This window comes from Arthrobacter humicola (assembly GCF_022803015.1).
GTDB lineage: Bacteria > Actinomycetota > Actinomycetes > Actinomycetales > Micrococcaceae > Arthrobacter > Arthrobacter humicola_A.
Map to the genome: position 1 here is coordinate 1 of NZ_JAFKON010000019.1, position 23987 is coordinate 23987.

A 23987-nucleotide genomic window follows, 5' to 3' on the forward strand; every position below is an offset into this window, starting at 1 on the left:
CCCACCCGAACCGGGGAAAGGTGGGGGCCCCCAGGCCTTACCTACCCCGCCACCCCACCTGCACCCCCCCGAGGGCGGCCCCTTCCCTCCCCCCAATCCCCCCCCCCCGGGGGAACCTTTCCCCCTCCCCGGCGATTTCCTGAAAGTCGTCCCCCCTGGGGCCTTGGTTTCCCCCCCCCCCCCCCCCCCCCCGCTGGGAGGAACCGATGCCGGACGACCGGGAGACCGTCGTCGACCTCTCACTCGGGAGTACTGGCTCTCTCGGGAGTACCGGCACCGGCACGCGCCTGATGCTCTCGCAGGGACCGGTCCTGACGGAGGAACGGCTGGACTTTTACCGCAACGGATGGACCGAGTCGTTCGAGAAGGTGCAGGCGGTACTAGATAGTCGCATCTGAAGAAGCCCCCGATCAGGATTTGATCCCTCTTTGGCGGCGTTCTGTGATCGACTGGTGTCGCTCTAAGGAGGATGCGACGCGATTAGTTCGTGAGTGCTCGCGATCGTCTATGAAATGTTGCCCTGGACATTCTGAGATCGCGGGCAACCTGCGCGACGGGCTCGCCGCCTTCGACCAGGTGGAATCTGACTGCCAGTGACCCTGCGGGTCGGCCGTGAACGTTCTTTCCGCCTCTGCGTTTGCTGATCGAATCGGTAACTCAAGCCACGGCCGGGAACATGGCACAGCACTTCGCCACCGATTCCCAGGGAACCCGGGACCAATCCGGATGCTTACTTCGACCCGGCCGGACAGAACCTGCCCAAGGCCTTCCTGCTCCCCGCCTCGCTCGACTCTGCCCCGATCACGCAGGTGTATACCTGGTTGACCCACCGCACGACGATGCCCCCGAACTCCTGAGGGCCGGAGGGCATGACCTGTTGTCAGAAGGCAGCACTGCCCCACGTCGTACCGGAGGAAGGAATCTTCAATCAACAGCACCGGTGGTAGCGCGGCCGCGGAGAGCCAGAGAGCGGCAATGACAACAAAAGTCCATCTCCAGGGAAATCCACGACCGCGTGCAAACAGACCGACTGGAATTTAAATTTAAAGTGGGTATGGTGATGTGTAGTCAGAGTTAAGAAAGGCCGATACTCCATGGCAGGAAAAAGCATCAAGAAAACCACTGGAAAAAAGCCCGGGAAGTCGCTTCTTGAGAAGAGGGCCGACAAAAGAGCCAAGGCTGACAGTCGCGAGTCACTCTTCCAGAAGCAGCGCAAGAATCACCGTTAAAACGTTCCAGCGAAGGCTATGGTGTCACCAAGTGCTGGACGCCGTTGCCGGTAATGCTGGAATGCGAGGGCGGAGAGGTCCGCCTCCGAAAGCGCCCATGCAGGCCGGCCGTTTCGCTCTAACGGCTGACCTGCCGGGGTGGTGGCCGGCGAACGCGACTCGCGAACACCAAGGAAAGGGGTCAGTCCCGACCGCGCCTCAGGATTTACATTGCGTGACAATTACTAGAGGCTCATCACGGCCCAATGCCATCTCAGCTGTAATTTAATGAAGTGATTTCACATTGCTAGTCCGGATTTATCCCTGAGGAAAGGATCAATCATGGGACCGACCTGCGCCGCCTTGGTTATTCCCCATCGCCTTAGTAGCCCTATTGGCATCGACGACATCGACCATGATTTGGTCTCTCGACAGGTCCTGGTGGAGGGAAATATTAAAGCAATCAGTTACATGGATTGGCTCGTTTATCTGAATGACGAGGCGGAGGCTATTCCGTTACCTCTCAACCTGCGAGCCGAAGTGCTGATCCGGGAAGCGGGTGTCCCGCTTGAGGCGGCAGTCGGGGGGACCGCCGTCTTCCTCGGCAAAGGGACCAACGGCTGGGATGCAGATGCACCCGTACATCTGCTTCGTTTGGCCGAACGCCTCTTCGGAGCGGCACTGGCCGCGTAGCTGCAGGCGCACCGCGCAGTGAGACCGGCGGTCTACTGAAGGGTCAGGACGCCGCCGCGCCACGGGCAAGCCAAGGAATTGCCCAGGCGCGTCCTAACGCCCGTCGCTGGTACGCAGGTCTACAGAGTCTCCGTTATGGCGATTCAGTCCGGCCTAGCTCCCATTCAGTTCGGGAGATCGCGTACTCGACATCGCCGTGTTCATCGCCAGGAATGGACACTGGCCACGCAGCGACGAACGTACGTATTGGGTATCTGCTTGGCTGAAGTAGGCCGGGGTGTGGCCGATTTGCTGCCGCAGATGCCGCGGGCCGGCGTGGACTACCCAACACGTTCGGGCAATTCCATGACTGGTTCAGCACCGATGAGGCGTGTCTCGAGTACTTGGCCAAGCTGCGATGGCCGGACGGGTTCGTCTGCCCCAAGTGCGGGAACCGCGACTACTGGCGCACGGGCGCCGGGCTGTGGATGTGCAAGGGGTGCTCGCGCCGGACGTCGGTGACGGCCGGGACGATCTTCGCCCGCACCCGCACTCCGCTGCGCACGTGGTTCGCGGCGGTGTGGTTCGTGACGTCTCAGAAGAACGGCGTGTCCGCTCTCGGCCTCCAGCGGGTCCTGGGGATGAGATCGTATGAGACGGCGTGGGCGTGGATGCACAAGCTGCGCCGGGCCGTGGTCCGGCCCGACCGCGAGATGCTCTCCGGGCTTGTCGAGGTCGACGAGTGCTTCGTCGGTGGGGTCCACCGCGGCATGCCCGGCGTCGGCCCCGACAAGATCTCGGTCCTGGTCGCCGCGGAGCACCTGGACCACAACCGGATCGGACGGATCCGCCTCGAGCCCGGGCCGGCCGACCGCAGGCTCGCCCTGGTGAAGTTCGGCCAGCGCGTCGTCGCCCCCGGTTCCACCATCCGCACCGACGGGGCAAGACAGCTGAGGCGCTTCGCCGACCTCGGCTACAAGCACGAGTACTTTACCCAGCTCGGATCGGTCATCCCCGCGTATGTCAACATGCCCGCCGTCCACATGGCCGCCTCCCAGCTCAAACGCTGGATCGACGGCACCCTGCATCAGGGCATCTCGAGGGAGCAGCTGGCCTACTACCTGGACGAGTTCACCTTCCGCTTCAACCGCCGCACCGCCAAGAGCCGCGGGCTGCTGTTCTATCGGCTCCTCCAGCAGGCAACGAACACAGACCCGGCGCCGTTGAAGGACCTAGTCATTCCCCACGAGGCGGACCCGCACCGAGCCCCCGAGTGAATCGATCGCCATCGGGACCTGGTGACCAAGGCGGTCGGGGCAACTAACTGCCCGCCCGGCGAGGGATCGGCGGATTCAGGCGGTCATTGCAACAGGAGGTCTTCGATCAGTTCGATCGGTTTCCTGAACGCTAGTCTTTTGCGCGGCCGGTCGTTGAGTTCCTGGGCAACCCAGTCGAGGTCTGCCGCGCTGTGGATGCCCAGGTCCGTGCCCTTGGGGAAATACTGGCGCAGCATGCCATTCGTGTTTTCATTGATGCCGCGCTGCCAGGGCGAGTGCGGGTCGCAGAAGTAGATGTCGATGCCGGCGTCGATCTTCACCCGTCCGGCAGGTGCACGAGCATCGTGTAACTGGTGGTCCGTTCGACCAGCGTCCCGATCGCGGACTGGTTCCCCTTGCCGATGATTAAATCCCCCTCCCAGTGCCCTGGCACCGCACGGTCCTGAACCTCGGGTGGACGTTCGGAGATATTGATCATCCCGGGGATCCGGTTCTTCCGCTGACCGGCCTTCCTGCAGGGCTGCCTGACCGCCCGCCCGGTGCGCAGGCACGCGGCCAGATCACGCTTCAGCGCCCCGCGGGACTGCACGTACAGGGACTGGTAGCCGACGAGGGCGGGATGAACACGCACGAGCTCAGCGATGCGTTTCCGGCTCAGTCCGAGCCGGTACATGAACACCCATTCCGCGTCAGGAGCGCGCCGCAACCGCCTGTCCATGATGGACCCCATCCTGCCACCTGGCGATAAGGCAATCGGGACGTCATCGGAGGGACCCCTGGAAGTAGAATTAACACACAGGCCGGTCTCGGTATCGGTAGAGCAGCAGATCTCCCCTTGCCCGCCAGATCTCGCCCGCCGGTTCGTCCTCGGTCGCGAAGCCGTGATGCCTCTGCATTCGCACGGGCACACGATCCTTCAAGGAAGGATTTTCGATGTCCGAGAACCCAGAATCTGCAGCCCAACAGCACGATAACAGCACCCCGAAACCCCCCGTTGAAAGGGAGGTCGGCCAATATTCCGGCGGGGATTACGGCGAAAGCGGAACGGTTAGCCAGGACCAGACCGGGCCGGAAGGCGGAGGATACTCCGGAGGGGATTACGGCGAAGGCGGGACAGTGGGGGACCAGGGACCGGAAGCCGGAGGATATGCCGAAGGGGACTACGGCGAAGGCGGGACAGTGGGGGACCAGGCCGGACCGGCAACCGGAGGATATGCCGAAGGGGACTACGGAGAAGGCGAAACGGAGCGCCCCAGCGGCGGTGGAGACGGTGCGCTGGACGCTGAGGATGCAGCTCCTGGCCCCGCTGACGACGACACGGAAGACACGGGCCGGAAAGCCTGACTCCCTTAAAGCCGACCCCCCGCGCTGGTACGGAAAACGCACCGAGCTGCCGCCGGACCGCCGCACCTCAGCCAGCCGCGGGCTGCTGTTCTACCGCCTCCTCCAACAGGCCACGAACACCGACCCCGCGCCGCTGAAGGACCTCGTCATCCCCTGCGACAGCGACCAGTGACTACGTCTGGGACCATGTGACGCGGGCTTGTTCCAGGACCTCCTCGGCTTGCTCTACCTCTCTGCGATGCGTCGCGGGTCCTCGGCATATTCGGACCAGCCGCCGGGGTAGAGGAGGCCACGACCGAGCCCGACATGTTCGAGGGCCAGCAGGTTGTGGCACGCCGTGATGCCCGATCCGCAATAGGAAACGACAGCAGAGCCGTCCCGGACCCCGGCACGCGCGAACGCCTCGCGTACCTCGGCGATAGGCCGCAGCCGGCCAACGGAGTCGAGATTCTCTCGGCATGGCACATTCACCGCGCCAGGGATATGCCCGGCTTGGGGATCCGTGGGGAGCTGAAGGCTGCCGTCGAAGCGGTCGGCATGGCGGGCATCGACCACGATGCCGGCCCATGCCTCGAGGTCGTCGGCTTGCACCAGGGACTCCTCGGGCCATGGAGCCGCTGTGAAGCTCGCTGGCGCAGGATGCACAGGGTCTCTGTCGAGCAGACCCGGCCATGCCGCAATCCCGCCATCGAGCAACGCCGCCCGCTTCCCGAGCGCCCGCAGCATCCACACGAGCCGTGCCGCAATGACGCCCCCGGCGTCGTCGTAGGCGACGACCGTCGAGTCGTCGCCTACACCGAGAGAAGACATCCCCCGGGCGAACACGGCCGGATCGGGCAGCGGATTGAGCCCTTTCGCACCGGCGCCGCCGGACAGCCACGCGTCGAGGTCCACGAACACGGCACATGGGATGTGCCCACTGTCGTACGCCCCCCGCCCAGAGGAACCGTCGAGGTACCAGCGCGCGTCAGCGACAACCACGCCATCGCGGTGCCTTTGAAGCCAGGCTCCGTCGACGAAAGGAGGAATAGAGTCCGGGATTGCCTGAGTCGCGTCCATGCCCCACGATATACAGAAAGTCCATAATTCAAGACAGAATGTCTCATATATCGAGATTGCCGTGCCACATCCCTGCGTTGCGGCCTGATCAGGGGCAGTCCAGGTCGCCGATCAGCCCGGCCATTGCGGGACGACTTCAGCCAAGCAGATACCCATTACGTACGTACTAGACGCATCCCGGATTTCTCCATCTCCCGTCGCGAGGCTGTGTTGACTGCCATGCTCGGAGCGACGACCCGCCGCCCTTCGAACTCGGTAAAACCCTTGGAGACCAGGGCACGGGAACCCTCAGTCGCGTACCCCTTTCCCCAGGCCTCGCAACGCAAGCGAGAGCCGAGTTCCGGCTCATCGAGTGGATCCCCGGGGGCGGGCCGGTGTGGAACCAGCCGAGGAAGTCATTAGTTGACTTCTCGATCGCGGCCCAGAAACCGTAGCCGGGGAATTTCCCCCAGCCGCGAAAAATTGCTGCGCGTTACTTCGGTACGGCGCCGATCTGCTGCATGAGGGTCATAGTGTCCGTGGCCCCCCAGTGCTCGACGACTTTGCCGCCGTCGACGCGGATGATGTCGACGCCGCTGAATTCGACGCTCCGACCGGTGGGCGCGACGCCCATCAGTTCTCCCTGATGCGTTCCAGTCAGGACCACGTATTGCGCCTCGAGATTTCCATCTACCAGCGCCGGTTCGGTGGTCTTGGCCCTAAGATCCGGGAATGCCGCCCGCATCGTGTTGACGAAGTACCCGACGCCGTCCTTGGCGGGCGATTGTCCGGGTAGGGGGTCGTGATCGACGAAGTCATCACTGACCAGTTCATCAATGAGGGCGAGATTTCCGTCCCCAATCACCTCTGTGTAGAACCGCTTGATCAATCCAGTCCCGTCAGCCATTTCCAACTCCTTAAAGTGGATGAGACCGCAGCCCAAGTCTTCCACTCCGGCCATGGCACATCAACGGCTCACGCTCCTGCAGCGCCGGACCTCAGGCCCGCCGCTCCCGCCACCGCAGCGACACCACAAGCACCACCGCGCCGAGCCCCAGCATCACGAACACCATCAGCCCCCAGTTCGCCTGCGTCACGCCGCTGCCGTAGAAGATGCCGATCAGCACGGTGGCCGTGATGGCGCCGAGGTAGCGGCAGGTCTGGAAGATCCCCGCGGCCACCCCTCGCTCTTCCGGCCGGGTGGACACGTACATGCCCTGGCTTGAGGAAATGGCGACCACGCAGTACGGCACACCCAGCAGGGCGGTCAGCGCGAGCACCAGCGGGACGGCGAGGGAGACCGTCAGCAGCCACATCGCCGCAGACGCGACGAGGAGCAGCACGACGCCGGCGGTCAGCACCCGCCGCACGCCGACCCGGTCGATCGCGCGGACCGCGAACGGCGTCCCGACCACCGAGATCGCCGCGAGCGGCAGCATCAGCAGGCCGACGACGCCGGGATTGTAGCCGCCCGCGGTCTGCAGCAGCTGCGGCAGCCCGAAGAACGCAAAGTAGTAGACGCCGTTGAACAGCGCAAAACCCAGGTAGACCAGCAGCAGCGGCCGGTTGCGGCCCAGCAGCCGCAGGTCAAGGAAGGGCGGGCTGAACCGCAGCTCCCGCCACGCGAACAGCGCCGCGAGGACCAGCCCGCCGCCCAGCAGCCACCAGCGGTAGTCGGGCAGCACATTCAGCATCGCCATCATCACCAGCACCAGGGCACCGATGAAGGCCCCAATCCCGGGCAGGTCAGAGTCGCGCACCAGTTCCGACACCCGGCCGCGTTCCCGGGCACCGTCGGCCGGGGCAAAGCGCCGGACCACGAGGATCGCCAGCAGCGAGAGCGGGACGTTGATCAGGAACAGCGCCTGCCAGCCCACCAGGCTCACCAGCAGGCCGCCCACCACGGGCCCGACGGCGGCCGCCGACGTGTTCGCCATCTGGATCCGGCCCAGCGGCCGGGTGGACTTCACGTTCGCCTCCCGCGCCAGCGCGGCGACCATGACGACGGCGCTCGGGTACGCCGTCGCGGTGCCGAGGGCCATGAAGGCGCGAGCCACGCACAGCAGCGCAAAGTTCGGCGCAAAAGGCGCGAGCGCACAGGTCACTGCCACCAGGGCCATGCCCAGCAGGAACAGCCGCCGCGGGCCGAAGCGGTCCGCGAGCCGGCCCATCAGCGGCTGGCCGGCCGCGGAGGTGAGGTAGAACGCCGTGATCACCCAGGTGACCGTGGCGACGTCGAGCCCGAAGTCCTCGCGCAGCACCACCAGGGCGACGGCGATCATCGACGAATTCAACGGGTTCAGCGACGTGCCGAGGCTGAGGCCGGCGACGGCCAGGCCTGCACGGGGAGAGTTGCTCACGGCAACAGTCTGTCCTACGACCCCGGGCGAAATCGAACCAGACGACGCATGCCGCCGTCGTCGTCGCTCTGGCGTCAGCCCTCCCTGCCTAGCCGTTGTTCGCCGCGCTGGCAGCCGAGGTGATGAATGAAGTGACCATGCTGAGGACTGGGCCGGCGGGAACCAGGGTCTGGCCGTGGTTGCGGCCGGGCAGGGCCTGGAACTGTGCCCTGGGCATGCGCTGGGCCGCCCGTTCCGAGTCCGCATGCCGAAGCGGGTCTTCGGTGCCGGCGAGCAGCAAGGTGGGGGTGTCTAGGGTCCGTAGGACCGGCTCCGGGATTCCGGGTTCGTTCTCACTCCGCCGGAAGTAGGCGCGCAGGGCCGCGGGGTCGTTGGCCAGCAGCGCGGCGGTCGTCTGCGGATCGAGGTCGCGGCCCGTGGCGATGCTCCATTGGCGCAGAAATTCCGGCATTCCGCCCCGTTCCAGGGCCTGGTCATATCCGGGGAAGAAGATCGATTCGATTTGCCCGGCCGGGGAGCGGTACGTGCCGCCCGCAGCCGTAAATGTCTTGACGCGCTCGGGACTGCTGGCCAGCAGTGAGAATCCGATTCTCGAGCCGGCGGAATACCCCACGTAGTGGGCTGCCTGCGCGCCGGCGGCGTCCAGGACTGCCGCCACATCCCCGACGAGCAGGTCCATGCTGTAGGCGTCTTCGTGATGCGGCTTGTCACTGCGGCCGTGTCCCCGCAGATCCAGGGTCACCACGTGAAAGCGCTCCTGCAAGGCCTTCGTGTAGCCCAGTCCCCGCCAAATGGCACGGGACAGCCCTGAACCGTGCACCAGAACGATCGTGGGGCCGGCGCCCTGCTCCTGAAAGGAAATTCGGACGCCATCCACGGCGTTGAAGGCATCACCCATAACGTACTGCTCCTCTCGGAGACCTCTTCGGTCGATGAGGTCGGGCGGAAGTCCTGCCGGATAAGGTGTTTCCTTGCCCGCGCCGCAGCCGAGATCTATGGCGCGGCGGCCGTTCCCCGGAGAGGCCAGGGCCCACCGCCGCGCCGTCAACCTTGAATGTCACAGCACCTTGGAGAGGAACGCCTTGGTCCGGTCGTGTTGCGGATCGCTCAGGATCTGGCGGGGAGCCCCGGCCTCCACCACCACCCCGTCGTCCATGAAGACCAGGGTGTCCGCCACCTCGCGGGCGAACCCCATCTCGTGGGTCACCACAATCATGGTCATGCCGCTCTTGGCCAGTCCCTTCATGACATCGAGCACCTCGCCCACCAGCTCCGGGTCCAAAGCACTGGTCGGTTCGTCGAAGAGCATCAGTTTGGGGTCCATGGCCAAGGCCCGGGCAATGGCCACCCGCTGCTGCTGGCCGCCCGAAAGGTGCGCCGGGTAGGCGTCGCCCTTGTCCCCCAGCCCCACGCGCTCCAGCAGTTCTATGGCCCGTGCCGTGGCAGCGGCCTTGGAAATCTTCTTCACCCGCATGGGAGCCAGGATGATGTTCTCCACTGCGGTCAGGTGCGGGAACAGGTTGAACCGCTGGAAGACCATTCCGATTTCCTGGCGCTGGAAAGCAGCTTCCTTGAGCTTGAGTTCGTAGAGCTTCTCGCCTTTTTGGCGGTAGCCAACCAGCTGTCCGTCGACCGAAAGCCGGCCGCCGTCAACCACCTCCAAGTGGTTGATACAGCGCAGGAACGTCGACTTGCCCGAACCGCTGGGCCCCACGATGCAGAGAACCTCCCCGGGGTCGACCTCCAGGCTGATCCCACGCAGGACCCTGTTGGATCCGAAATTCTTGGAAACCTTCTCCGCAAGAACCATTGGCACGCCGGTCATCCCTTACCTCCAAAATCTGTCCCGAGCGGTGCACCCGGCGCGCCAGGTCCGGCCGTCGGTGCCGGCGCGGACCCCGCGGGTTCCTTGCCCATCTTGACCCGCCCGGTTCCGCGCGAGAACCGCTTTTCAATGAAGTGCTGCCCGACCATCAGGATCGACGTGAAAAGCAGATACCAAAGGGAAGCCACAATCAGCAGCGGCACGGGTGTGAACGTCACGGCTGATATGCCGCGGGACACCCCGTACAGGTCAATGCTCAAGGGGATCGCTGCCACCAGGGAGGTGGTCTTGAGCATCGAAATCACTTCGTTGCCGGTAGGCGGAATGATGATTTTCATGGCCTGCGGAACCACGACATACCGCATGGTCTGGCCCCAGGACATGGCCAGGGCCGTGGAAGCCTCCGCCTGGCCCTCGTCCACGGACAGCAGGCCGGCACGCACGATTTCAGACATGTAGGCGGCCTCGTTCAGGGCCAGCCCGATCACGGCGGTAATGAACAGGTTCGTGAAGATCTCGTTCGGGACGGTGACCCACGGCGTCGTGAACGGAATCCCCAGCGTGAACACCGGGTAGATCAGGGCCACGATGCCCCAGAACACCAACTGCACGTAGACAGGGGTTCCGCGGAAGATCCAGATGTACAGCCAGGCGATGCTCTTGAGCACCGGATTTGGTGAGAGCCGCATGATGGCCAGAAGCAGCCCGATGACGATCGCGCCGATCATCGAGTAGATGGTCAGCCACAGCGTCACCCACGCGGCCTGGCTGATCCGGCGGTCAAAAATGTACTTGCCCACATCCGGCCAGCCATAGTCCGCGCGCTGGGCGGCGTCCAGGACAAATACCGCCAACCCGAGCAAAAGAACCACGGCAATCACGATCCGCCACGGGTGCCGCAGCGGGATCGCCACGATCGCCTCCGCCGGCGAGTTGTCCGTGTCCTGCCCGCTCCGGTCCCGGTGCTTCCTGTCAGGCTCCGACTCAATCATCCTGTCGGATTCCGGCTCGCTCATTTGCTATCACCCTTTGGCTGCCACGTTGAGAGTTGCTGTCTTGACGCCACCGGATTCGACGCCCCACTTGGACAGGATCTTGTTGTACGTGCCGTCGTCGATCAGAGCCTGCAGCGCCTTCTGCAGGACCGGGGTAAATTCGCTGCCCTTGGCCACGGGCATCCCGTACGGCGCCACCTCAAAGGCGTCGCCGGCGGTCTGCAGCTTGTCCTTGGTCTTGGAGATCGCGTACAGAGTCACGGGCGAATCGGCACTCATCGCGTCGACCTGTCCCACCACGAGGGCGTTGGTCGCCTGGTCCTGCGCGTCGTACTTGAAAATGGTGATCGCCGGCTTGCCTGCATCCGTGCAGGCCTTCGACTTGGCCGGGACCTCATGCGTGTCCTCATAGGTGGTGGCCTGGACGGCGACCTTGAGCCCGCAGGCGTTGTTCGGGTCCACATTCTTGCCCTTGGGCGACGCCCACTGGATGCCGGCCGAGTAGTAGTTCACGAAATCCACCTGCTTTTCGCGTTCCAGCGTGTCGGAGAAGGACGACATTCCCATGTCATCCTTCCCTGCCTTTACTGCCGGCAGAATGTTATCGAAGGTGCCGATGTCGAAGTTGACCTTCAACCCCATAACCTTGCCCAGGGCATTGGTGAGGTCCACGGACCAGCCTGCCGGTTCGCCGTTATCGTCCTTGAATTCGTTGGGCGGGTAGTTGTTGGCCATGCCGACGTTGAGCACGCCGGAGCTCTTCATTTTTTCCGGGAGCGAGGCGGCAATGGAGTCATTCTTTTGCACGTCGATGGTGTCAGCGGTACCGGATGCCGAGCCGGTGGCGGCGGGTTCGCTGTTGTTGACACAGCCCGAGAGCGAGAGCGCCGTGGCTATGGTGAGAACGGGAAGAAGGTATCGGGTGCGCATGGCTTCCTTAGCTGTTCAGGGATTCTCTAGGCTCCCGCAACGCTGCGGGAGGGCACTGCATGACTGCTTATTCAAAACTCATGAATTCGTGTTTTCCGACGCTCTTGTCTCAAGAAGTTCTCCGGAATGACGAATATCCCGAAGAATTTCCCCGCCCCGGGCCTTCAACTCGGAAATACTGGAGACGCCTACTAACGTCATCGTACGCCGCAGTTCATCCCCGAAGATGTCGATGATGCGTCCGACGCCCGGTGAGCCGGCCGCCACCAATCCGTACAGGTAGGCCCGGCCGATCGAACAGGCATCGGCCCCCAGTGCCAGCGCCTTGAGAATGTCGCTCCCCCGGCGGATGCCGGAGTCCACGTAGATCTCGATCGAATCGCCCACCCGTTGCCGCGATTCCTGCAGGACGTCCATGGGGCTCAGCATGTGATCGAGCTGGCGGCCGCCATGATTACTCAACTGGACGGCGTCCAGGCCAATCCGGGAGGCCTTCGCGACGTCGGCCGGGTTGACGCAGCCCTTGAGCACGATTTTGCCGTGCCAGGCCTGCCGCAGGGCCTCAAGTTCCTTCCAGCCGCTGCTGGCATCCGAGTGGCCCAGGATGTGCTGCCACATGGTCGGGGTCACCACGGAGGAGGCGGCGGGGCTTTGCGGATCCAGGTTCGGGAAGCTGATGCCGTCCGACTTCAAGAAGTTGACCCACCACGAAGGGCGCCGGGCGATGTCCGCGATGGTTGACAGCGTGAGCGCGGGAGGGGCGGTGAATCCGTTGTGAAGGTCCCTTTCCCTGGAGCCCAGTGCCCGCGTGTCGACGCCGACAATCAGGGTGTTGAATCCGGCTGACTTGCAGCGGGCCAGTTTGTTCTTCATCGCCTGGGCGTCGGAAGTGAGGCCAAAGTTGAACCAGCGGTCAAGGGACGGGTGCTGCTCTGCGATGGTTTCCATGGGCACGGTGCTCAGGCCGGCCAACCCATAGGGGATGCGGGCCCGGTCGGCGGCGGCCGCGACGGCCAGCTCGCCCTCGGGATGGAACAGCCGGGTCGCCCCGGTGGGGGTCAAGGTCAGCGGCAGCGCGCTTTCTTTTCCGAGCAGGGTCGTCGTCGTTTCGGGTCCGGACACCGGGCCCCAGCTGGGCATGAGGGCCCAGGCATCGAAGACGGCCCTGTTGCGGCGCAGCGTCACTTCGTCTTCGGATCCGCCGTCGAGATAGTCGAAAATCCCGGCCGGCAAGACCTTGCGCGCCGATTTCCGGAATTCCTCGACGTTGTAGGCGCCCGCCAGCACACGCCGTTGGCGGGACAAGACGGGAGCTTTCACCTGGACGAGTTGCCTGGCTTCGCTGATTTTCAATGACGGCCTTCCGTTGAACTGTCCTGCGTTATGGTTCAGCGTAGGAAATGAAGCTCCGCATCACCATGGAGTTATCGACAAATTGAGGGGCCAATCATTAGTAGCGAATACCAAACAGCTTCTTGGGTGTCCCGGTGAAGGCACCGGAGGTGGATACGCATGCGCTGCCTACGCTGGCCGACGTCGCCCGCTCGGCGGGCTCGGAAATCCTCAGCCTCGTGGAAATGCCGTCAGATGACCGGCAGATTGTCGCCGGCTCGGTTCTCTACGACTCGACGGCGCGGCCCGCCAAGTTCCCGGGTGCCGTTGCCCTGGCCATTGGTTTGTCCCTTTCCGGGAAGCGTCTGGGCGCGAAAGTGCGGGAACTCAGCGACGCCGGGTACGTGGCGGTCGTCTACAAATCCAACGGCACCTCGGACGAAGTCCTGCGGGCAGCCGCGCGGGACAACGGGATGGCGCTTTTCCGGGCCTCCGACTCGGTGCCCTGGAACCAGCTCGCGGAGATCATGGACGCGGCAGTGGTCCCGCACCGGCAATCGGGACGGACCCTGGTGGACATCCGGCCCGGAGACCTGTTCGACCTCGCCAACACGGTGGCGGCCCAGGCCGGCGGTGCCATCGCGATCGCCGATCCCGAGCAAACAATCCTGGCGTACTCCACCCTCCCGGACCAGCCCATTGACGAGACGCGCCGGAGTTCCATCCTGAGCCTGCAGGTGCCGCATTCGGTGGAAACGGACAACGATTACCGCCGTGTCCATGCCGCCGCCGATGCGCTGGACGTGGCCACGCAGGATCCCTCGCTCCGGCGCACCGCCATCGCGATCCGGGCCGGCGACTCCGTTCTGGGCTCGCTCTGGCTCCTTGAACTGGCGGACCACCACAACGAGGACGCCAACCGGATCCTGCGCGAAGCGGCCAACGTGGCCGCGCTCCACATCCTGCACAAACGGACCACTTACGTCTCGAACCTGACCCGCCAGATCGATCTGGTCCAGCCGCTGCTGTTCGATCCGAAACGCGCCGAACTGGCCGCCATCAGGCTCGGGATCTCGGCGCCGTCGATCCGGGTCGCGGCTCTGGGCGTCTGGCCGTCCGAGGCCATCGCGGCCGAAACGCTGCAGTCCCGCCTCCGGCTCTTCGACACCATCCGGACTGCCTGCGCCATCCGGCTGCCCTCGGCCGTCTGCGGGCTCTCGGACAACATCGTTTACATCGTCCTGCCCCAGACCACCGAAACCTCACGCCACTTCCAGCGCACCGCGCTTCTGAAAATTGTGCAGAATGCGCGCCGGCTGCTCGCACGCCCGGTCCTGGCCGCGCTCGGCGCCGCGGCGACGATTGACCGGCTCGAGGACTCCAGGGTCAACGCGGAACTGGTCCTGTCCGAACTTGTGCGCAACGTCGCGGAAGGGCGCATCGCCGCCGATTCCGATGACATCGTGGCCGACGACGACTCCCTGGGCTCGCGTCTGCTTCTGCGCCAGTTCGTCTCGGCCCTGACGGCCGCTGGCCAGCTGCCCGGATCGCACGCGCTGAATATCGCGGCGTACGACGAACAGCATAAGAAGTCCTTCGAGGAGACCATCTACGCCTACCTCAGCTGCGGCGGAAACGCGATCGACGCCGCCAAGGCGCTGGACGTGCACGTCAACACGGTGCGGTACCGCCTGTCCCGGGTGGAGCCGCTCTTCGGCATCGACCTCGACGACGCCGAAACGCGCCTCCTCGTGTGGCTGCAGTTGTGGGCACGGCACAACTAGTCGCCGTCATTCACGGGTCAGGCCAGATTTGCCGGGGCTACGATCCCCCGCCGGCGGGCGGAGCCGCGGGGGGAGCGGCGGACGACGGCGCAGACGGCGCAGGCGGTGCAGACACGTGCCGGCCCCACGCCAGCTCGCGGAGCCGGACCAGATCCAGCGCCGGTTGGGCTGGCGGGACGCCTGGACGGTTCCGCGGAACCAGTACCCGAAGTGCGCGGGGTTCGACGGTGCACCGTACCGGCGTGCTCATCAGCAGAGCCTCGCCGTCCACTCCGACGGGGATCTCGGGCACGTCGGCGTCGACCACCACCTCCGCCGCCGCGCGTTGGATCAGGCCGCGCTTCGTGGCACGGCGCAACAGGCCGACCGCTTCCCGCGTGCTGGCGGCGGAAATCGCCACCGCGCCGAGCACGCCGCGGTCCAGCCGGGTTCGCCGGCCCAGGCCGGCGAGGTCGTTGCTGCCGTACGGACCGTTGCTCACCAGCACCGCCTGCGGGCCGTCCACTGTCTCCGCGTCCGCCTGCGCCCGCAGCCGCGCACCCTTATCGCCCCTAATCAGGTCCGGAAGCATCTCCAGCACGGTACCGGCCTTGTCGTCCCGGTACGCAGGGCTCTGCACCACCTCGGCGTACACCCCGAAGGATGCGTTGTTGACGAAGGTGCGGCCGTTGATCTTGCCGAGGTCGACGTGAAGCTCCACCCCGTCCCGGAGGGCATCCAGGCAGCCTGTCGGGTCCTCGCGGTCCAGCCCGAGATCCAGGGCGAAATGGTTGCGCGTGCCGGCGCTGATCACCAGGAACGGAAGGTTGTGCTCGGCCGCAATGCCGGCGACCAGCGCCTGGGTTCCGTCCCCACCGGCGACGCCGAGCAGATCGGCCCCGCGTTCCACGGCCTGCCGGGCCAACGCGTCGACGTCCACCGGTCCCGGTCCCGCAAGAAGCGCCACCTCGGCGCCGAGTTCTTCCGCCTTCCGTTGGAGGTCGAACTTCACCACCTTGCCCCCGCCGGAACGCGGATTCATCACCAGGAAAGCATGCTGCCAAGCAGGGGCGGTGTGCTCGGGCATGGCTTTGCCCTCACCCCTTTCCCGGAGCGCGGCACGGGCACAGACCAAGGCCACGAACGCCAGCGCAATCGAGAGCACCATCTCCAATAGCAGACCCGCCTGGATGTGCAGGACCACCAGCACCAGCGGGGCCAATACCGCGAGCGCCAGCGCACACCAGCGCAGGACACCGCGGCTGATGAGGAACCAGTAGATCGCAGCCACAGTCACTAACACGGCGCCGGCATCGATCATGACCAACGCGATGGTGCCTGCCAATCCCGCAGACACCAAAGGGACAGCCACCGCCAAGAGAATCGCGGCGTAGGCCGCCCTCGCCCACCACCGCCGGGTCTGTGGGACCTCGTCGAAAGGGATGACAGTCATGTCCTGCTCCTTGCGGTAATCCGGCCCCTGGAGTGGCTTCGACCGGTCTCGCCGCCTGCGGCTGGGCCGTCAGGTCTTGATTTTCGCCACGGTCATGAGGATCGCCGAGTCTTCCTCGGCCTCCAGGCTGTGCAGCCCGTCGGGCACGATCAGCAGATCACCGGACTTGCCCTGCCACGATTCGTTGCCGGCCCGCAGGCGCACGCAGCCGCGGAGCACAAACACGGTCGCCTCGCCGGGGTTCTGGTGCTCGCTCAGCTGCGTCCCCGCCCTGAACGCCATGACGGTTTGCCGCAGGACTTTCTCATGCCCGCCAAACGCAGTGTCCGCGGCCCGTCCGCTGGGTGCCGCGACCGCTGCAGCCAGCTGCTGCCGGGCAAGGGCATCGAGCGATATCTTCTGCATGGGGCCACCCTACTCAGAAACCGGGCCCCTGCCGAGGGTCCTTCGCCCCGGACCGGCCACAATACCGGCACCGGAAAGCTGCAGCCCTAGTAGGCCACGTCGAATCCGCCGAACTCCCCCGTCGCGGCCGAGACCGATTCTTCGACGTCCTCCACCCGGCCGGGCGCCTCCTGCGAGCGCAGCCAGCGCCGTAGCTCCAGCACAACGGACTGCGGCCCCTCGGCCACGATGCCCACGGAGCCGTCGGTGTTGTTCCGGACCGTGCCGCTGAGCCCCAGTTCCTCGGCCTTCCGGACCGTCCAGTAGCGGAAGCCGACCGCCTGGACCACACCGGACACCCGCGCGTTCAGCCGCACGGGCTCGCCGGAATCCGCCGGAAACTGCACAGGATGTTTGCCAGCCATGTTCCCAATGTAGCGCCCATCCGGGCGCCCGGTTTCGTCACGCAGGGTTGGGTTAGGCCGGCCCAGTCTCATCCGCCAGACACCAAGGGACCTTTGCCTCTTTCCCGGGGACGCCGTCCACGAAAGGGTGGCTACCGGCACTGCAGCGATTTGTCGAAGACCCGGCAACAGCACAAAGAAGTGCTCTTACCCTCCACCGGCGGTCACCACCGCTAGACAAGGACAAGACAATGGCTGGACAGTTCGAAATCTTCACCGACGCGGAATCCAATGTACGGTTCCGGCTTCTCGCCGCCGACGGGACCGTGTTGGCGATTTCCACAGCATTCGACGACAAGCGCCAGGCGGCGGACGGCATCATGGCTGTGCGCGAGTGCGCCGGCACCGGGCTGATCCGGGAGGTCAGCAGCAACCCGTGGACCGGGCAGCGCGGCGGCAGGAATGCCTCGCCGACACCTGCGGTCCGCGAACACCGTCACCGCCACCGGCACCTGCCCGCTGTCTAACCCAGCGTCGTCTAACCCAGCTACTTCGCCGGTTCCGTCACGCTGCCCGTGGCCTCGCCGTTGCCCGCCGGACGCAGCGACGTGATCATCCTCCGGACGTCCTGGTACTCCGCAGTGCTGGCGTAGAGCTTCGCCTTCTCCAGGTACGGCAGCCCGGGGTCCCCCGGCGTCGTGTTTTTCCCGGGGTCATACGCCTGCCCGAACAGCGCGCCGCTGGGCGGCCAGAGGAAGAGCTGGAACATCGGACACGACGTAGGCCCGGTCTCCTCCGGCATCATGGTGATGCCATACGACGCGTAGGTGGGCGGCGAAGCCTCCGCTGCACTGAAGTCACCCCGGGCCTCGAAGACGTAGCGCGGCGGGCTCTGGTCCGCCGCACCCGGTTCCGCGAGCGCCTGCATCGGCTGAGAATCGATGAGCAGGTAGGGCTGTTGATCGCCGCATTCGGCGCCCGTGACGATGTTCGTGCGCAGCGCGGCCATCTGCTTCCCGGCGGCGTTCACAACGTCCACGAACTCACCGCCCAGCGGCGCCTCCCCCGCAGGGTCCCGGATCTCCCACGCGGCCGGGTAGTCGAAACTCAGCGTCCCGTCCGACGTCGTGAACGTCTTCCAGCCGGACGACGACGGCGGGAGGTCCGACGTCGTCGGGGTTGCCGCCGCGGTGCTCCCCGGAGCCGTTCCCGATGCTGTGTCCGTGGCTGACTCCGACGGCGTGGTTCCCTGTGTCCCCTGCGAAGGATCTCCCGACTGGGTGCCTCCCGGCCGGGTAGCGCCGGCAGGCGGACCTGCGGACGTTGCCTCCGGCGCAGCACCGGATGTCGCAGGCGGCGCCGCCGGTGACCCGCAGCCGGCCAGCAGCAGGGCCGCGAGCACCAGCGCCGAAACAAATGGTGCCGGATCCGTAGCCGGTGTGAGCCGCCTCGCCATGAGCCCGGGCCGGCCCTACTGCCCCGCCGGACGCAGCGAGGTGATCATCTTCCTGATGTCCTGGTATTCGGAGGTCTCCAGGTAGGCCTCCGGGGTGTCGACAAAGGGCTCGTTGCCCGGGGTCGTGTCGAAGGGGTTATAAACGCCCCCGAACGACGCTCCGCTGGGCGGCCAGGTGAAGAACTGGAAGATCGGGCAGGCATCGGGGCCGGACGGCTTGGGCGCTGAGCTGATGCCGTAAGCCATGACGTTGGCTTTCGTGGGGTCCTTCTCGGCCGGATACAGCCGTAACTCAAAGATGAAGTGCGGCGTGACGCCCTGCTGGGCCAGGGCCGGAACCTGCACCAGATCGAGCACCTGGTAGGGGATCCGCTGCGTGCATTCCGCACCCGGGGCCACGTTGGTCTTTAAGGTGGCCAGCGACTTGCCGCCAGCGTTCAGGACCTCCAGGAACACGCCGCCGGGCGCGGCCTCGGCGCCGCGGTCCTTGACGGTCCACTCGGCGGGGTGATCGAACTCGAGCTTCCCGTCCGGGGTCTTGACGCTCTGCCAATCCGCCGCCGTCGGCGCCGGAGTGCCCGGCGCCGAGGGCGGCTCGGTGGGCGGGGTATCGGCGGCGCCGCTGCTGGCCGGCGCGGATGTCAGCGGGGGCACGGTGGGCATCGACGGCGACGTCGGACCCGGGCCCGCGGGCGCACCGCAGGAGCCGAGCAGCGCCGCAACCAAGAAGCCGGCCGACGCTGCCGTGCCGAACGCCGCGAGTCGACGCATGTCACCCTCCCCCTGGGATTCAAGTGGTTCGACCATTCTGGAGCGTCCGTCAGCAAAATCAAGAGGCAAAAGTCCCGGAGTGGCGGGCCGAACTCTGTCCGGGTCCGCGGCCGGACTGCGTCCGGCCCGCGGTCGAACTGCGGTGGACTGCGCTGGCCCGCGCCGGAACCTGCCGAAGACCTGCCGTGCCCGCCGGCTCCTGCCGCGGCGTGAGGAGACCCACGTTGACATCCCGGCGATTTCAGTTGCCCGTGGAAGCTTGCTAGAGCTTAAGTAATGCAAGAGTTCCTCACCCAAGCAATGCCGTTCCTGGCCATGGCCCTCGCCGTGGTTGCCGGGCTCGTCCTGTCCTGGCTGGTGCGCAAGATTGTGCTCCGGCTCAACCGCAGCAAGCCCGAACTGCGCGAGATCTCGCGCGTGGCCCGGCTGCCGTTGCGCTTGTCCCTGTGCCTGATCGCCGTCCGGATCGCGCTCGCCACCAGCGGCGGCGATCTCGAATGGCGCCACGGCCTGGACCATTTGCTGCTGATTGCGCTCATCGGTTCACTGGCCTGGCTGGCCATCGCCATGCTGCTCATCATCGAGGCAATGGTGCTGACCCGGTACCGGGTGGATGTCGCGGACAACCGCCGCGCCCGGCGGCTGCGCACCCAGGTGATCCTGGCCCGGCGGATCGGCGTCGCACTGATCGCCGTGGTGGCCCTGGGCAGCATGATGCTGACGTTCCCCGCGATCCAGGCGCTCGGCGCCGGGCTCCTGGCTTCCGCAGGCGTGATCTCGATTGTCGCGGGCCTCGCCGCGCAGACCTCGCTGGTCAACGTCTTCGCCGGCATCCAGCTCGCCTTCACGGACGCGATCCGGGTGGACGACGTGGTGGTGGTCCAGAAGGAATGGGGCCGGATCGAGGAGATCACCCTGACCTACGTGGTGGTCCACATCTGGGACGACCGCCGGCTGATCCTGCCTTCGACATACTTCACCACCACCCCCTTCGAGAACTGGACCCGGCGGCAGTCCGAGGTCATGGGCACCGTCGAGTTCGACCTCGACTGGCGCGCTCCCGTCGAGGCAATGCGCGGCGAGCTGAAGAAGGTCCTGGCCGATACGCCGCTGTGGGACAAGCGTGTGGGGATCCTGCAGATCACGGACGCCACCGCCGGCTTTGTCCGCGTGCGCATCCTGGTCAGCGCCGCGGACAGCGCCTCCCTGTTCGACCTCCGCTGCCTGATCCGCGAGGAACTGGTGCTGTTCCTGCAGCAGGACCACCCGACGGCGCTCCCCCACGTCCGCCTCGAATCGCTGCCGTCGGCGCTGGCGGCGTCCACTTCCGGCCACGCGTCCGACGTCGTCGTGGGGCCCAAGCGCCCCGGCAAGGCTACTGCTACGGCCGAGCACCACCGGCACCCGGATCCCCACGACTCCCAGCTGTTCACCGGATCCATCGAGGCGATCCAGCGCTCCAAGGCCTTCTCCGGACCGGGCGAGGACGTCTTCGAGGACCGCGACAACGCCATCGCCTCGCAGAACTAGCCGGGGACGGGCGGCTACGCCTGGACAGCACGACAGCACAGCCGGACCGGGCAGGTCTTCCCAGCCCCCGCCAACTGATCAATAATCAGACGTTGGCGGGTCAGCAACGCGCTGCCCATTGTCTGCCGGACCAGCTGAGGAGTCCCCATGACGGTCGAAGAAGCCACCGCGGAAACACCTAAGGCGGCTGCCGGCGACTGGTTCCAGCGCGCCGTCGTCTATCAGATCTATCCGCGCAGCTTTGCAGACTCCAACGGAGACGGGATCGGCGACCTCCGCGGCATCATCGGCAGGCTGGACTACCTCCAGCGGCTCGGGGTCGACGTCGTCTGGCTCTCCCCGATCTACACCTCGCCGCAGGACGACAACGGCTACGACATCAGCGACTACCGGAACGTGGACCCCCTGTTCGGCACCCTCAAGGAGCTCCGGGAACTGAGCGACGGGCTGCACGCGCGCGGCATGAAGCTGGTGATGGACCTGGTGGTCAACCACACCTCGGACGAGCACCCGTGGTTCGTGGAATCCCGGTCCTCGAAGGAGAGCCCGAAGCGCGACTGGTACTGGTGGCGGCCGCCGCGGGACGTCGACGCCGGGGCCGCCCCACGGCGCACGGCGGCGGAGCCGACCAACTGGGGCTCGGCGTTCTCCGGGCCCGCGTGGGAGTTCGACCAGGCCACCGGGGAGTACTACCTGCACATCTTTTCGAAGAAGCAGCCGGACCTGAACTGGGAGAATCCCGAGGTCCGCGCGGCGGTCTACGAGATGATGAACTGGTGGCTGGACCGGGGCGTGGACGGGTTCCGGATGGACGTCATCAACTTCATCTCCAAGGACACCTCGCTCCCGGACGGCCCGGTGGCCGACGGCAAGCTCTTTGGTGACGGCTCCCCGTTCTACATCGACGGCCCCCGCATGCACGAGTTCCTGCAGGAGATGCACCGGGAAGTCTTCGCGAACCGCACCGGCGAACTGCTCACCGTCGGCGAAATGCCCGGCGTGACCGTGGACGACGCCATTCTGTACACCGACCCCGCCCGGGCCGAGGTGGACATGGTGTTCCAGTTCGAGCACGTGGCGCTGGACCAGGAGGAAGGCGACAAGTGGAGGCCCAAGAAGCTCCTGCTCACCGAGCTGAAGCAGACCCTGGGCCGCTGGCAGGACGGGCTGGCCGAGACCGGCTGGAACAGCCTGTACTGGGGCAACCACGACCAGGCCCGCGCCGTGTCCCGCTTCGGCGACGACAGCCCCCGATACCGCGAGCTCTCCGCCAAAATGCTGGCCGGCATCCTGCACCTGCACCGAGGCACGCCCTACGTCTACCAGGGTGAAGAACTGGGCATGACCAACATGACGTTCGGCGCGATCAGCGATTACCGCGACATCGAGGTCCTCAACCACCACCGCGAAGCCACCACGCACCTGGGCCACACCGACGCCGAGGTCCTCGCCGCCCTCGCGCCGCTGAACCGGGACAACGCGCGGACCCCGGTCCAGTGGGACGCCTCCCGGCATGCCGGCTTCACCACCGGGGCACCCTGGATCGCAGTGAACCCGAACGCCAACCACATCAACGCCGCCGCCCAGGTGGATGATCCGGATTCGGTCTACAGCTTCTACCGCCAGGTGATAGCGCTGCGGCATGCGGAACCGGTGGTCTCGCACGGGAACTTCACAATGCTGCTGCCGGATGACCCGCACGTCTACGCGTTCACCCGGGCGCTGGCTGGGTCCGGTTCAGACGTTTCTTCCGGCAGTCCCTCGGACAGTCAGTCAGACGGCGCCGGGATTTCGGAGCTGCTGGTGCTGGGCAACTTCTCCGGCGAGGAGCGCGACGCGGACCTCGGGGACGAGGCCTGGGGTGACGCGGAGCTGGTCCTGGGCAACTATCCATCCGACGCCGACGCCCCCGACGGCGGCTCCGCCCCGGGTTCAGCCGCGGGTGCGGGCCGGGACGGCCTTTCCACGGGCGCGATGCGCCTGCGGCCCTGGGAACTGCGGGTGTTGCGCCGGGGCCGCGGCGCCTGATCGACGATCCTGAACGCGAGCCCACGAAAGGAAGCCACACATGACTATTCCACCAACCCCCGGACCCGATCCGTTTCCGCCGGAACCCGGCCCCACGACGCCGCCACCCGAACCCGGAGACCCATTTCCGCCGGAACCCGGTCCGGTCACGCCGCCGCCGGTTCCGGGGCCCGAGCCGGTACCCGGCCCCGCGCCCACGCCGTCACCGGAACCGGGGCCGTTCCCGACGCCGCCCGGCCCCCTCCCGATTCCGGATCCCGGCCCGGTGCCGCCGCGGCCGGACCCGACCCGGTTCTAGCGGGCGTCACCGCGCGGAGAGTCCGTGCAGGAACCGGCGTACCGCGGCGTTGAAGGCAGCCGGCGCTTCGACGGCCGCCATGTGCCCGACGTCGGGAATCATCACCAGCGTCGAGCCAGGGATCCACCGGTTCATCTCGCGGGCCACGCTCTGCGGCGAGCGGACGTCGTCCGTGCCATACAGCAGCAGGGTGGGCACCGCGATGGTGGGCAGCACGTCGCGGTAGTCGGCGTGGGCGTTTGCGTTCAGCAGTGCCCGCATGCCTTCCGGGTGGAAGTCGGCCATGATGGCGCTGGTTTCCTGCACAGCCGCCGGATCAGCGTGTTCCGTGAACAGCGTGGGCAGCCATACGGGGATGAATCGTTTCGCCGGTTGCTCGAGTTCGGCGAGCACCTGCGCATAGCGGCGCTCGACTTCCTCGGGCGGCAAAGATCCGGCCCAACCGGCGTACGCCGAGACCAGCAGCAGCGACGCGGGCACTGACGGGTGTGCCCGGTAGAGCTCCAGTGCAATGCCGGAGCCCATGGACAGCCCGAGGACGTGCGGCCGGCCGGGAACCGCTTCCCGCAGAAAACCTGCCAGGGCGTCGCCGAGGTCCTGTCCGGTGAAGTCCGGCGGCGGATCGTCCGAGCCGCCGCACCCGGGTGCATCCCAGGCGAAAACCGTGAAGTCAGCCGACAAATCCTCGAGCTGCCGCCGCCAGATGCGGCTGTCTTCGTAGGCGCCGTGCAGCAGGACCAGCGGCGGACCCTGGCCCGCACGCCGGTACCGGATGCGCAGGCCCGCAACCTCGACGGTCTCCATGAGGCAATGCTAGGTCGGGCCGCCGCCGCTCGGCAGGGTCAGGCGGGGCGGACTCAGGGTGGGCGGACTCAGGGTGGGCGGACTCAGGAGCAGGCTCAGGATGCGCAAACCCGCC

Annotated in this window: 21 protein-coding genes and 2 pseudogenes; 7 read left to right on the forward strand and 16 right to left on the reverse strand. The window is 66.2% G+C overall.

What is annotated here, in order from left to right:
• Window positions 1-1550 precede the first annotated feature (1550 nt).
• Both ARTB_RS20705 and ARTB_RS20710 read left to right on the forward strand, forming a co-directional pair.
• A complete protein-coding gene (locus ARTB_RS20705; protein WP_243182179.1) occupies window positions 1551-1901 on the forward strand; it encodes a DUF3846 domain-containing protein in 351 nt (116 codons plus the stop codon).
• A 300-nt stretch (window positions 1902-2201) separates the two neighbouring features.
• Window positions 2202-3157: pseudogene (locus ARTB_RS20710) on the forward strand (IS1595 family transposase).
• Between the two features lie 83 nt (window positions 3158-3240).
• Here the strand turns inward: ARTB_RS20710 and ARTB_RS20715 are convergent.
• Window positions 3241-3761: pseudogene (locus tag ARTB_RS20715) on the reverse strand (IS30 family transposase); the annotation flags it as partial.
• 609 nt (window positions 3762-4370) lie between these two features.
• Between ARTB_RS20715 and ARTB_RS20720 the strand changes: the two are divergent.
• Window positions 4371-4673: a hypothetical protein gene (locus ARTB_RS20720; protein ID WP_243182208.1), complete on the forward strand. Its 303-nt coding sequence runs from the start codon at window positions 4371-4373 to the stop codon at window positions 4671-4673.
• A 53-nt stretch (window positions 4674-4726) separates the two neighbouring features.
• On the opposite strand, the gene ARTB_RS20725 is transcribed toward ARTB_RS20720, so the two are convergent.
• The 9 genes from ARTB_RS20725 to ARTB_RS20765 all read right to left on the reverse strand — a co-directional run bounded on the left by ARTB_RS20725 (window position 4727) and on the right by ARTB_RS20765 (window position 13002).
• Window positions 4727-5560, reverse strand: coding sequence for a sulfurtransferase (locus tag ARTB_RS20725; protein WP_243182180.1), 834 nt, complete (start codon window positions 5558-5560; stop codon window positions 4727-4729).
• 155 nt (window positions 5561-5715) lie between these two features.
• On the reverse strand, window positions 5716-5886 hold the full coding sequence (locus ARTB_RS20730; protein ID WP_243182181.1) for a GNAT family N-acetyltransferase: 171 nt from the start codon (window positions 5884-5886) through the stop codon (window positions 5716-5718).
• Window positions 5887-6032: 146 nt separating this feature from the next.
• The gene (locus tag ARTB_RS20735; protein ID WP_243182182.1) at window positions 6033-6446 is read right to left on the reverse strand and encodes an ester cyclase; all 414 of its coding nucleotides are present in this window, start codon (window positions 6444-6446) and stop codon (window positions 6033-6035) included.
• Between the two features lie 91 nt (window positions 6447-6537).
• Window positions 6538-7899, reverse strand: coding sequence for an MFS transporter (locus tag ARTB_RS20740; protein ID WP_243182183.1), 1362 nt, complete (start codon window positions 7897-7899; stop codon window positions 6538-6540).
• An 88-nt stretch (window positions 7900-7987) separates the two neighbouring features.
• A complete protein-coding gene (locus ARTB_RS20745) occupies window positions 7988-8797 on the reverse strand; it encodes an alpha/beta fold hydrolase (RefSeq protein WP_243182184.1) in 810 nt (269 codons plus the stop codon).
• A gap of 159 nt (window positions 8798-8956) precedes the next feature.
• Window positions 8957-9724: an amino acid ABC transporter ATP-binding protein gene (locus ARTB_RS20750; protein ID WP_279294495.1), complete on the reverse strand. Its 768-nt coding sequence runs from the start codon at window positions 9722-9724 to the stop codon at window positions 8957-8959.
• A complete protein-coding gene (locus tag ARTB_RS20755) occupies window positions 9721-10740 on the reverse strand; it encodes an amino acid ABC transporter permease (protein ID WP_243182185.1) in 1020 nt (339 codons plus the stop codon). Before ARTB_RS20755 ends, ARTB_RS20750 begins: the two co-directional genes overlap by 4 nt.
• Before the next feature lie 6 nt (window positions 10741-10746).
• Window positions 10747-11649 carry an ABC transporter substrate-binding protein gene (locus tag ARTB_RS20760; protein WP_243182186.1) on the reverse strand — a complete coding sequence of 301 codons (903 nt, stop codon included), beginning with the start codon at window positions 11647-11649 and terminating at the stop codon, window positions 10747-10749.
• 78 nt (window positions 11650-11727) lie between these two features.
• Window positions 11728-13002 (reverse strand): alpha-hydroxy acid oxidase, encoded by a 1275-nt coding sequence (locus ARTB_RS20765; RefSeq protein ID WP_243182187.1) that lies wholly within the window; start codon window positions 13000-13002, stop codon window positions 11728-11730.
• 149 nt (window positions 13003-13151) lie between these two features.
• On the opposite strand from ARTB_RS20765, the gene ARTB_RS20770 reads away from it, so the two are divergent.
• On the forward strand, window positions 13152-14765 hold the full coding sequence (locus ARTB_RS20770; protein ID WP_243182188.1) for a PucR family transcriptional regulator: 1614 nt from the start codon (window positions 13152-13154) through the stop codon (window positions 14763-14765).
• Between the two features lie 37 nt (window positions 14766-14802).
• Here ARTB_RS20770 and ARTB_RS20775 read toward each other — a convergent pair whose 3' ends face one another.
• The 3 genes from ARTB_RS20775 to ARTB_RS20785 all read right to left on the reverse strand — a co-directional run bounded on the left by ARTB_RS20775 (window position 14803) and on the right by ARTB_RS20785 (window position 17006).
• Window positions 14803-16197, reverse strand: coding sequence for a diacylglycerol/lipid kinase family protein (locus ARTB_RS20775; protein WP_243182189.1), 1395 nt, complete (start codon window positions 16195-16197; stop codon window positions 14803-14805).
• 69 nt (window positions 16198-16266) lie between these two features.
• Window positions 16267-16602, reverse strand: coding sequence for a cupin domain-containing protein (locus ARTB_RS20780; protein WP_243182190.1), 336 nt, complete (start codon window positions 16600-16602; stop codon window positions 16267-16269).
• Window positions 16603-16688: 86 nt separating this feature from the next.
• Window positions 16689-17006 carry an acylphosphatase gene (locus ARTB_RS20785; protein ID WP_243182191.1) on the reverse strand — a complete coding sequence of 106 codons (318 nt, stop codon included), beginning with the start codon at window positions 17004-17006 and terminating at the stop codon, window positions 16689-16691.
• A gap of 230 nt (window positions 17007-17236) precedes the next feature.
• On the opposite strand from ARTB_RS20785, the gene ARTB_RS20790 reads away from it, so the two are divergent.
• Window positions 17237-17512 carry a YegP family protein gene (locus ARTB_RS20790; RefSeq protein WP_243182192.1) on the forward strand — a complete coding sequence of 92 codons (276 nt, stop codon included), beginning with the start codon at window positions 17237-17239 and terminating at the stop codon, window positions 17510-17512.
• A 20-nt stretch (window positions 17513-17532) separates the two neighbouring features.
• Here ARTB_RS20790 and ARTB_RS20795 read toward each other — a convergent pair whose 3' ends face one another.
• Both ARTB_RS20795 and ARTB_RS20800 read right to left on the reverse strand, forming a co-directional pair.
• Window positions 17533-18441: a hypothetical protein gene (locus ARTB_RS20795; protein WP_243182193.1), complete on the reverse strand. Its 909-nt coding sequence runs from the start codon at window positions 18439-18441 to the stop codon at window positions 17533-17535.
• A gap of 15 nt (window positions 18442-18456) precedes the next feature.
• Window positions 18457-19248, reverse strand: a complete 792-nt coding sequence (locus tag ARTB_RS20800) for a hypothetical protein (RefSeq protein WP_243182194.1) — start codon at window positions 19246-19248, stop codon at window positions 18457-18459.
• A gap of 240 nt (window positions 19249-19488) precedes the next feature.
• Between ARTB_RS20800 and ARTB_RS20805 the strand changes: the two genes are divergently transcribed.
• Together ARTB_RS20805 and ARTB_RS20810 are read left to right on the forward strand one after the other, a co-directional pair.
• A complete protein-coding gene (locus tag ARTB_RS20805; RefSeq protein WP_243182195.1) occupies window positions 19489-20742 on the forward strand; it encodes a mechanosensitive ion channel family protein in 1254 nt (417 codons plus the stop codon).
• A gap of 147 nt (window positions 20743-20889) precedes the next feature.
• Window positions 20890-22770 carry an alpha-glucosidase gene (locus ARTB_RS20810; protein WP_243182196.1) on the forward strand — a complete coding sequence of 627 codons (1881 nt, stop codon included), beginning with the start codon at window positions 20890-20892 and terminating at the stop codon, window positions 22768-22770.
• 304 nt (window positions 22771-23074) lie between these two features.
• Here the strand turns inward: ARTB_RS20810 and ARTB_RS20815 are convergent, their stop codons facing one another.
• Window positions 23075-23872, reverse strand: coding sequence for an alpha/beta fold hydrolase (locus ARTB_RS20815; protein WP_243182197.1), 798 nt, complete (start codon window positions 23870-23872; stop codon window positions 23075-23077).
• Window positions 23873-23987: the final 115 nt, after the last annotated feature.

Coding starts and splice junctions, on each gene's coding strand:
- ARTB_RS20735 (WP_243182182.1), bottom strand. CDS start 6,446: ATGGCTGACGGGACTGGATTGATCAAGCGGTTCTACACAGAGGTGATT.
- ARTB_RS20800 (WP_243182194.1), bottom strand. CDS start 19,248: ATGGTCGAACCACTTGAATCCCAGGGGGAGGGTGACATGCGTCGACTC.
- ARTB_RS20720 (WP_243182208.1), top strand. CDS start 4,371: ATGCCGAAGGGGACTACGGAGAAGGCGAAACGGAGCGCCCCAGCGGCG.
- ARTB_RS20805 (WP_243182195.1), top strand. CDS start 19,489: ATGCAAGAGTTCCTCACCCAAGCAATGCCGTTCCTGGCCATGGCCCTC.
- ARTB_RS20745 (WP_243182184.1), bottom strand. CDS start 8,797: ATGGGTGATGCCTTCAACGCCGTGGATGGCGTCCGAATTTCCTTTCAG.
- ARTB_RS20760 (WP_243182186.1), bottom strand. CDS start 11,649: ATGCGCACCCGATACCTTCTTCCCGTTCTCACCATAGCCACGGCGCTC.
- ARTB_RS20750 (WP_279294495.1), bottom strand. CDS start 9,724: ATGACCGGCGTGCCAATGGTTCTTGCGGAGAAGGTTTCCAAGAATTTC.
- ARTB_RS20775 (WP_243182189.1), bottom strand. CDS start 16,197: ATGACTGTCATCCCTTTCGACGAGGTCCCACAGACCCGGCGGTGGTGG.
- ARTB_RS20810 (WP_243182196.1), top strand. CDS start 20,890: ATGACGGTCGAAGAAGCCACCGCGGAAACACCTAAGGCGGCTGCCGGC.
- ARTB_RS20795 (WP_243182193.1), bottom strand. CDS start 18,441: ATGGCGAGGCGGCTCACACCGGCTACGGATCCGGCACCATTTGTTTCG.
- ARTB_RS20815 (WP_243182197.1), bottom strand. CDS start 23,872: ATGGAGACCGTCGAGGTTGCGGGCCTGCGCATCCGGTACCGGCGTGCG.
- ARTB_RS20790 (WP_243182192.1), top strand. CDS start 17,237: ATGGCTGGACAGTTCGAAATCTTCACCGACGCGGAATCCAATGTACGG.
- ARTB_RS20705 (WP_243182179.1), top strand. CDS start 1,551: ATGGGACCGACCTGCGCCGCCTTGGTTATTCCCCATCGCCTTAGTAGC.
- ARTB_RS20785 (WP_243182191.1), bottom strand. CDS start 17,006: ATGGCTGGCAAACATCCTGTGCAGTTTCCGGCGGATTCCGGCGAGCCC.
- ARTB_RS20780 (WP_243182190.1), bottom strand. CDS start 16,602: ATGCAGAAGATATCGCTCGATGCCCTTGCCCGGCAGCAGCTGGCTGCA.
- ARTB_RS20755 (WP_243182185.1), bottom strand. CDS start 10,740: ATGAGCGAGCCGGAATCCGACAGGATGATTGAGTCGGAGCCTGACAGG.
- ARTB_RS20725 (WP_243182180.1), bottom strand. CDS start 5,560: ATGGACGCGACTCAGGCAATCCCGGACTCTATTCCTCCTTTCGTCGAC.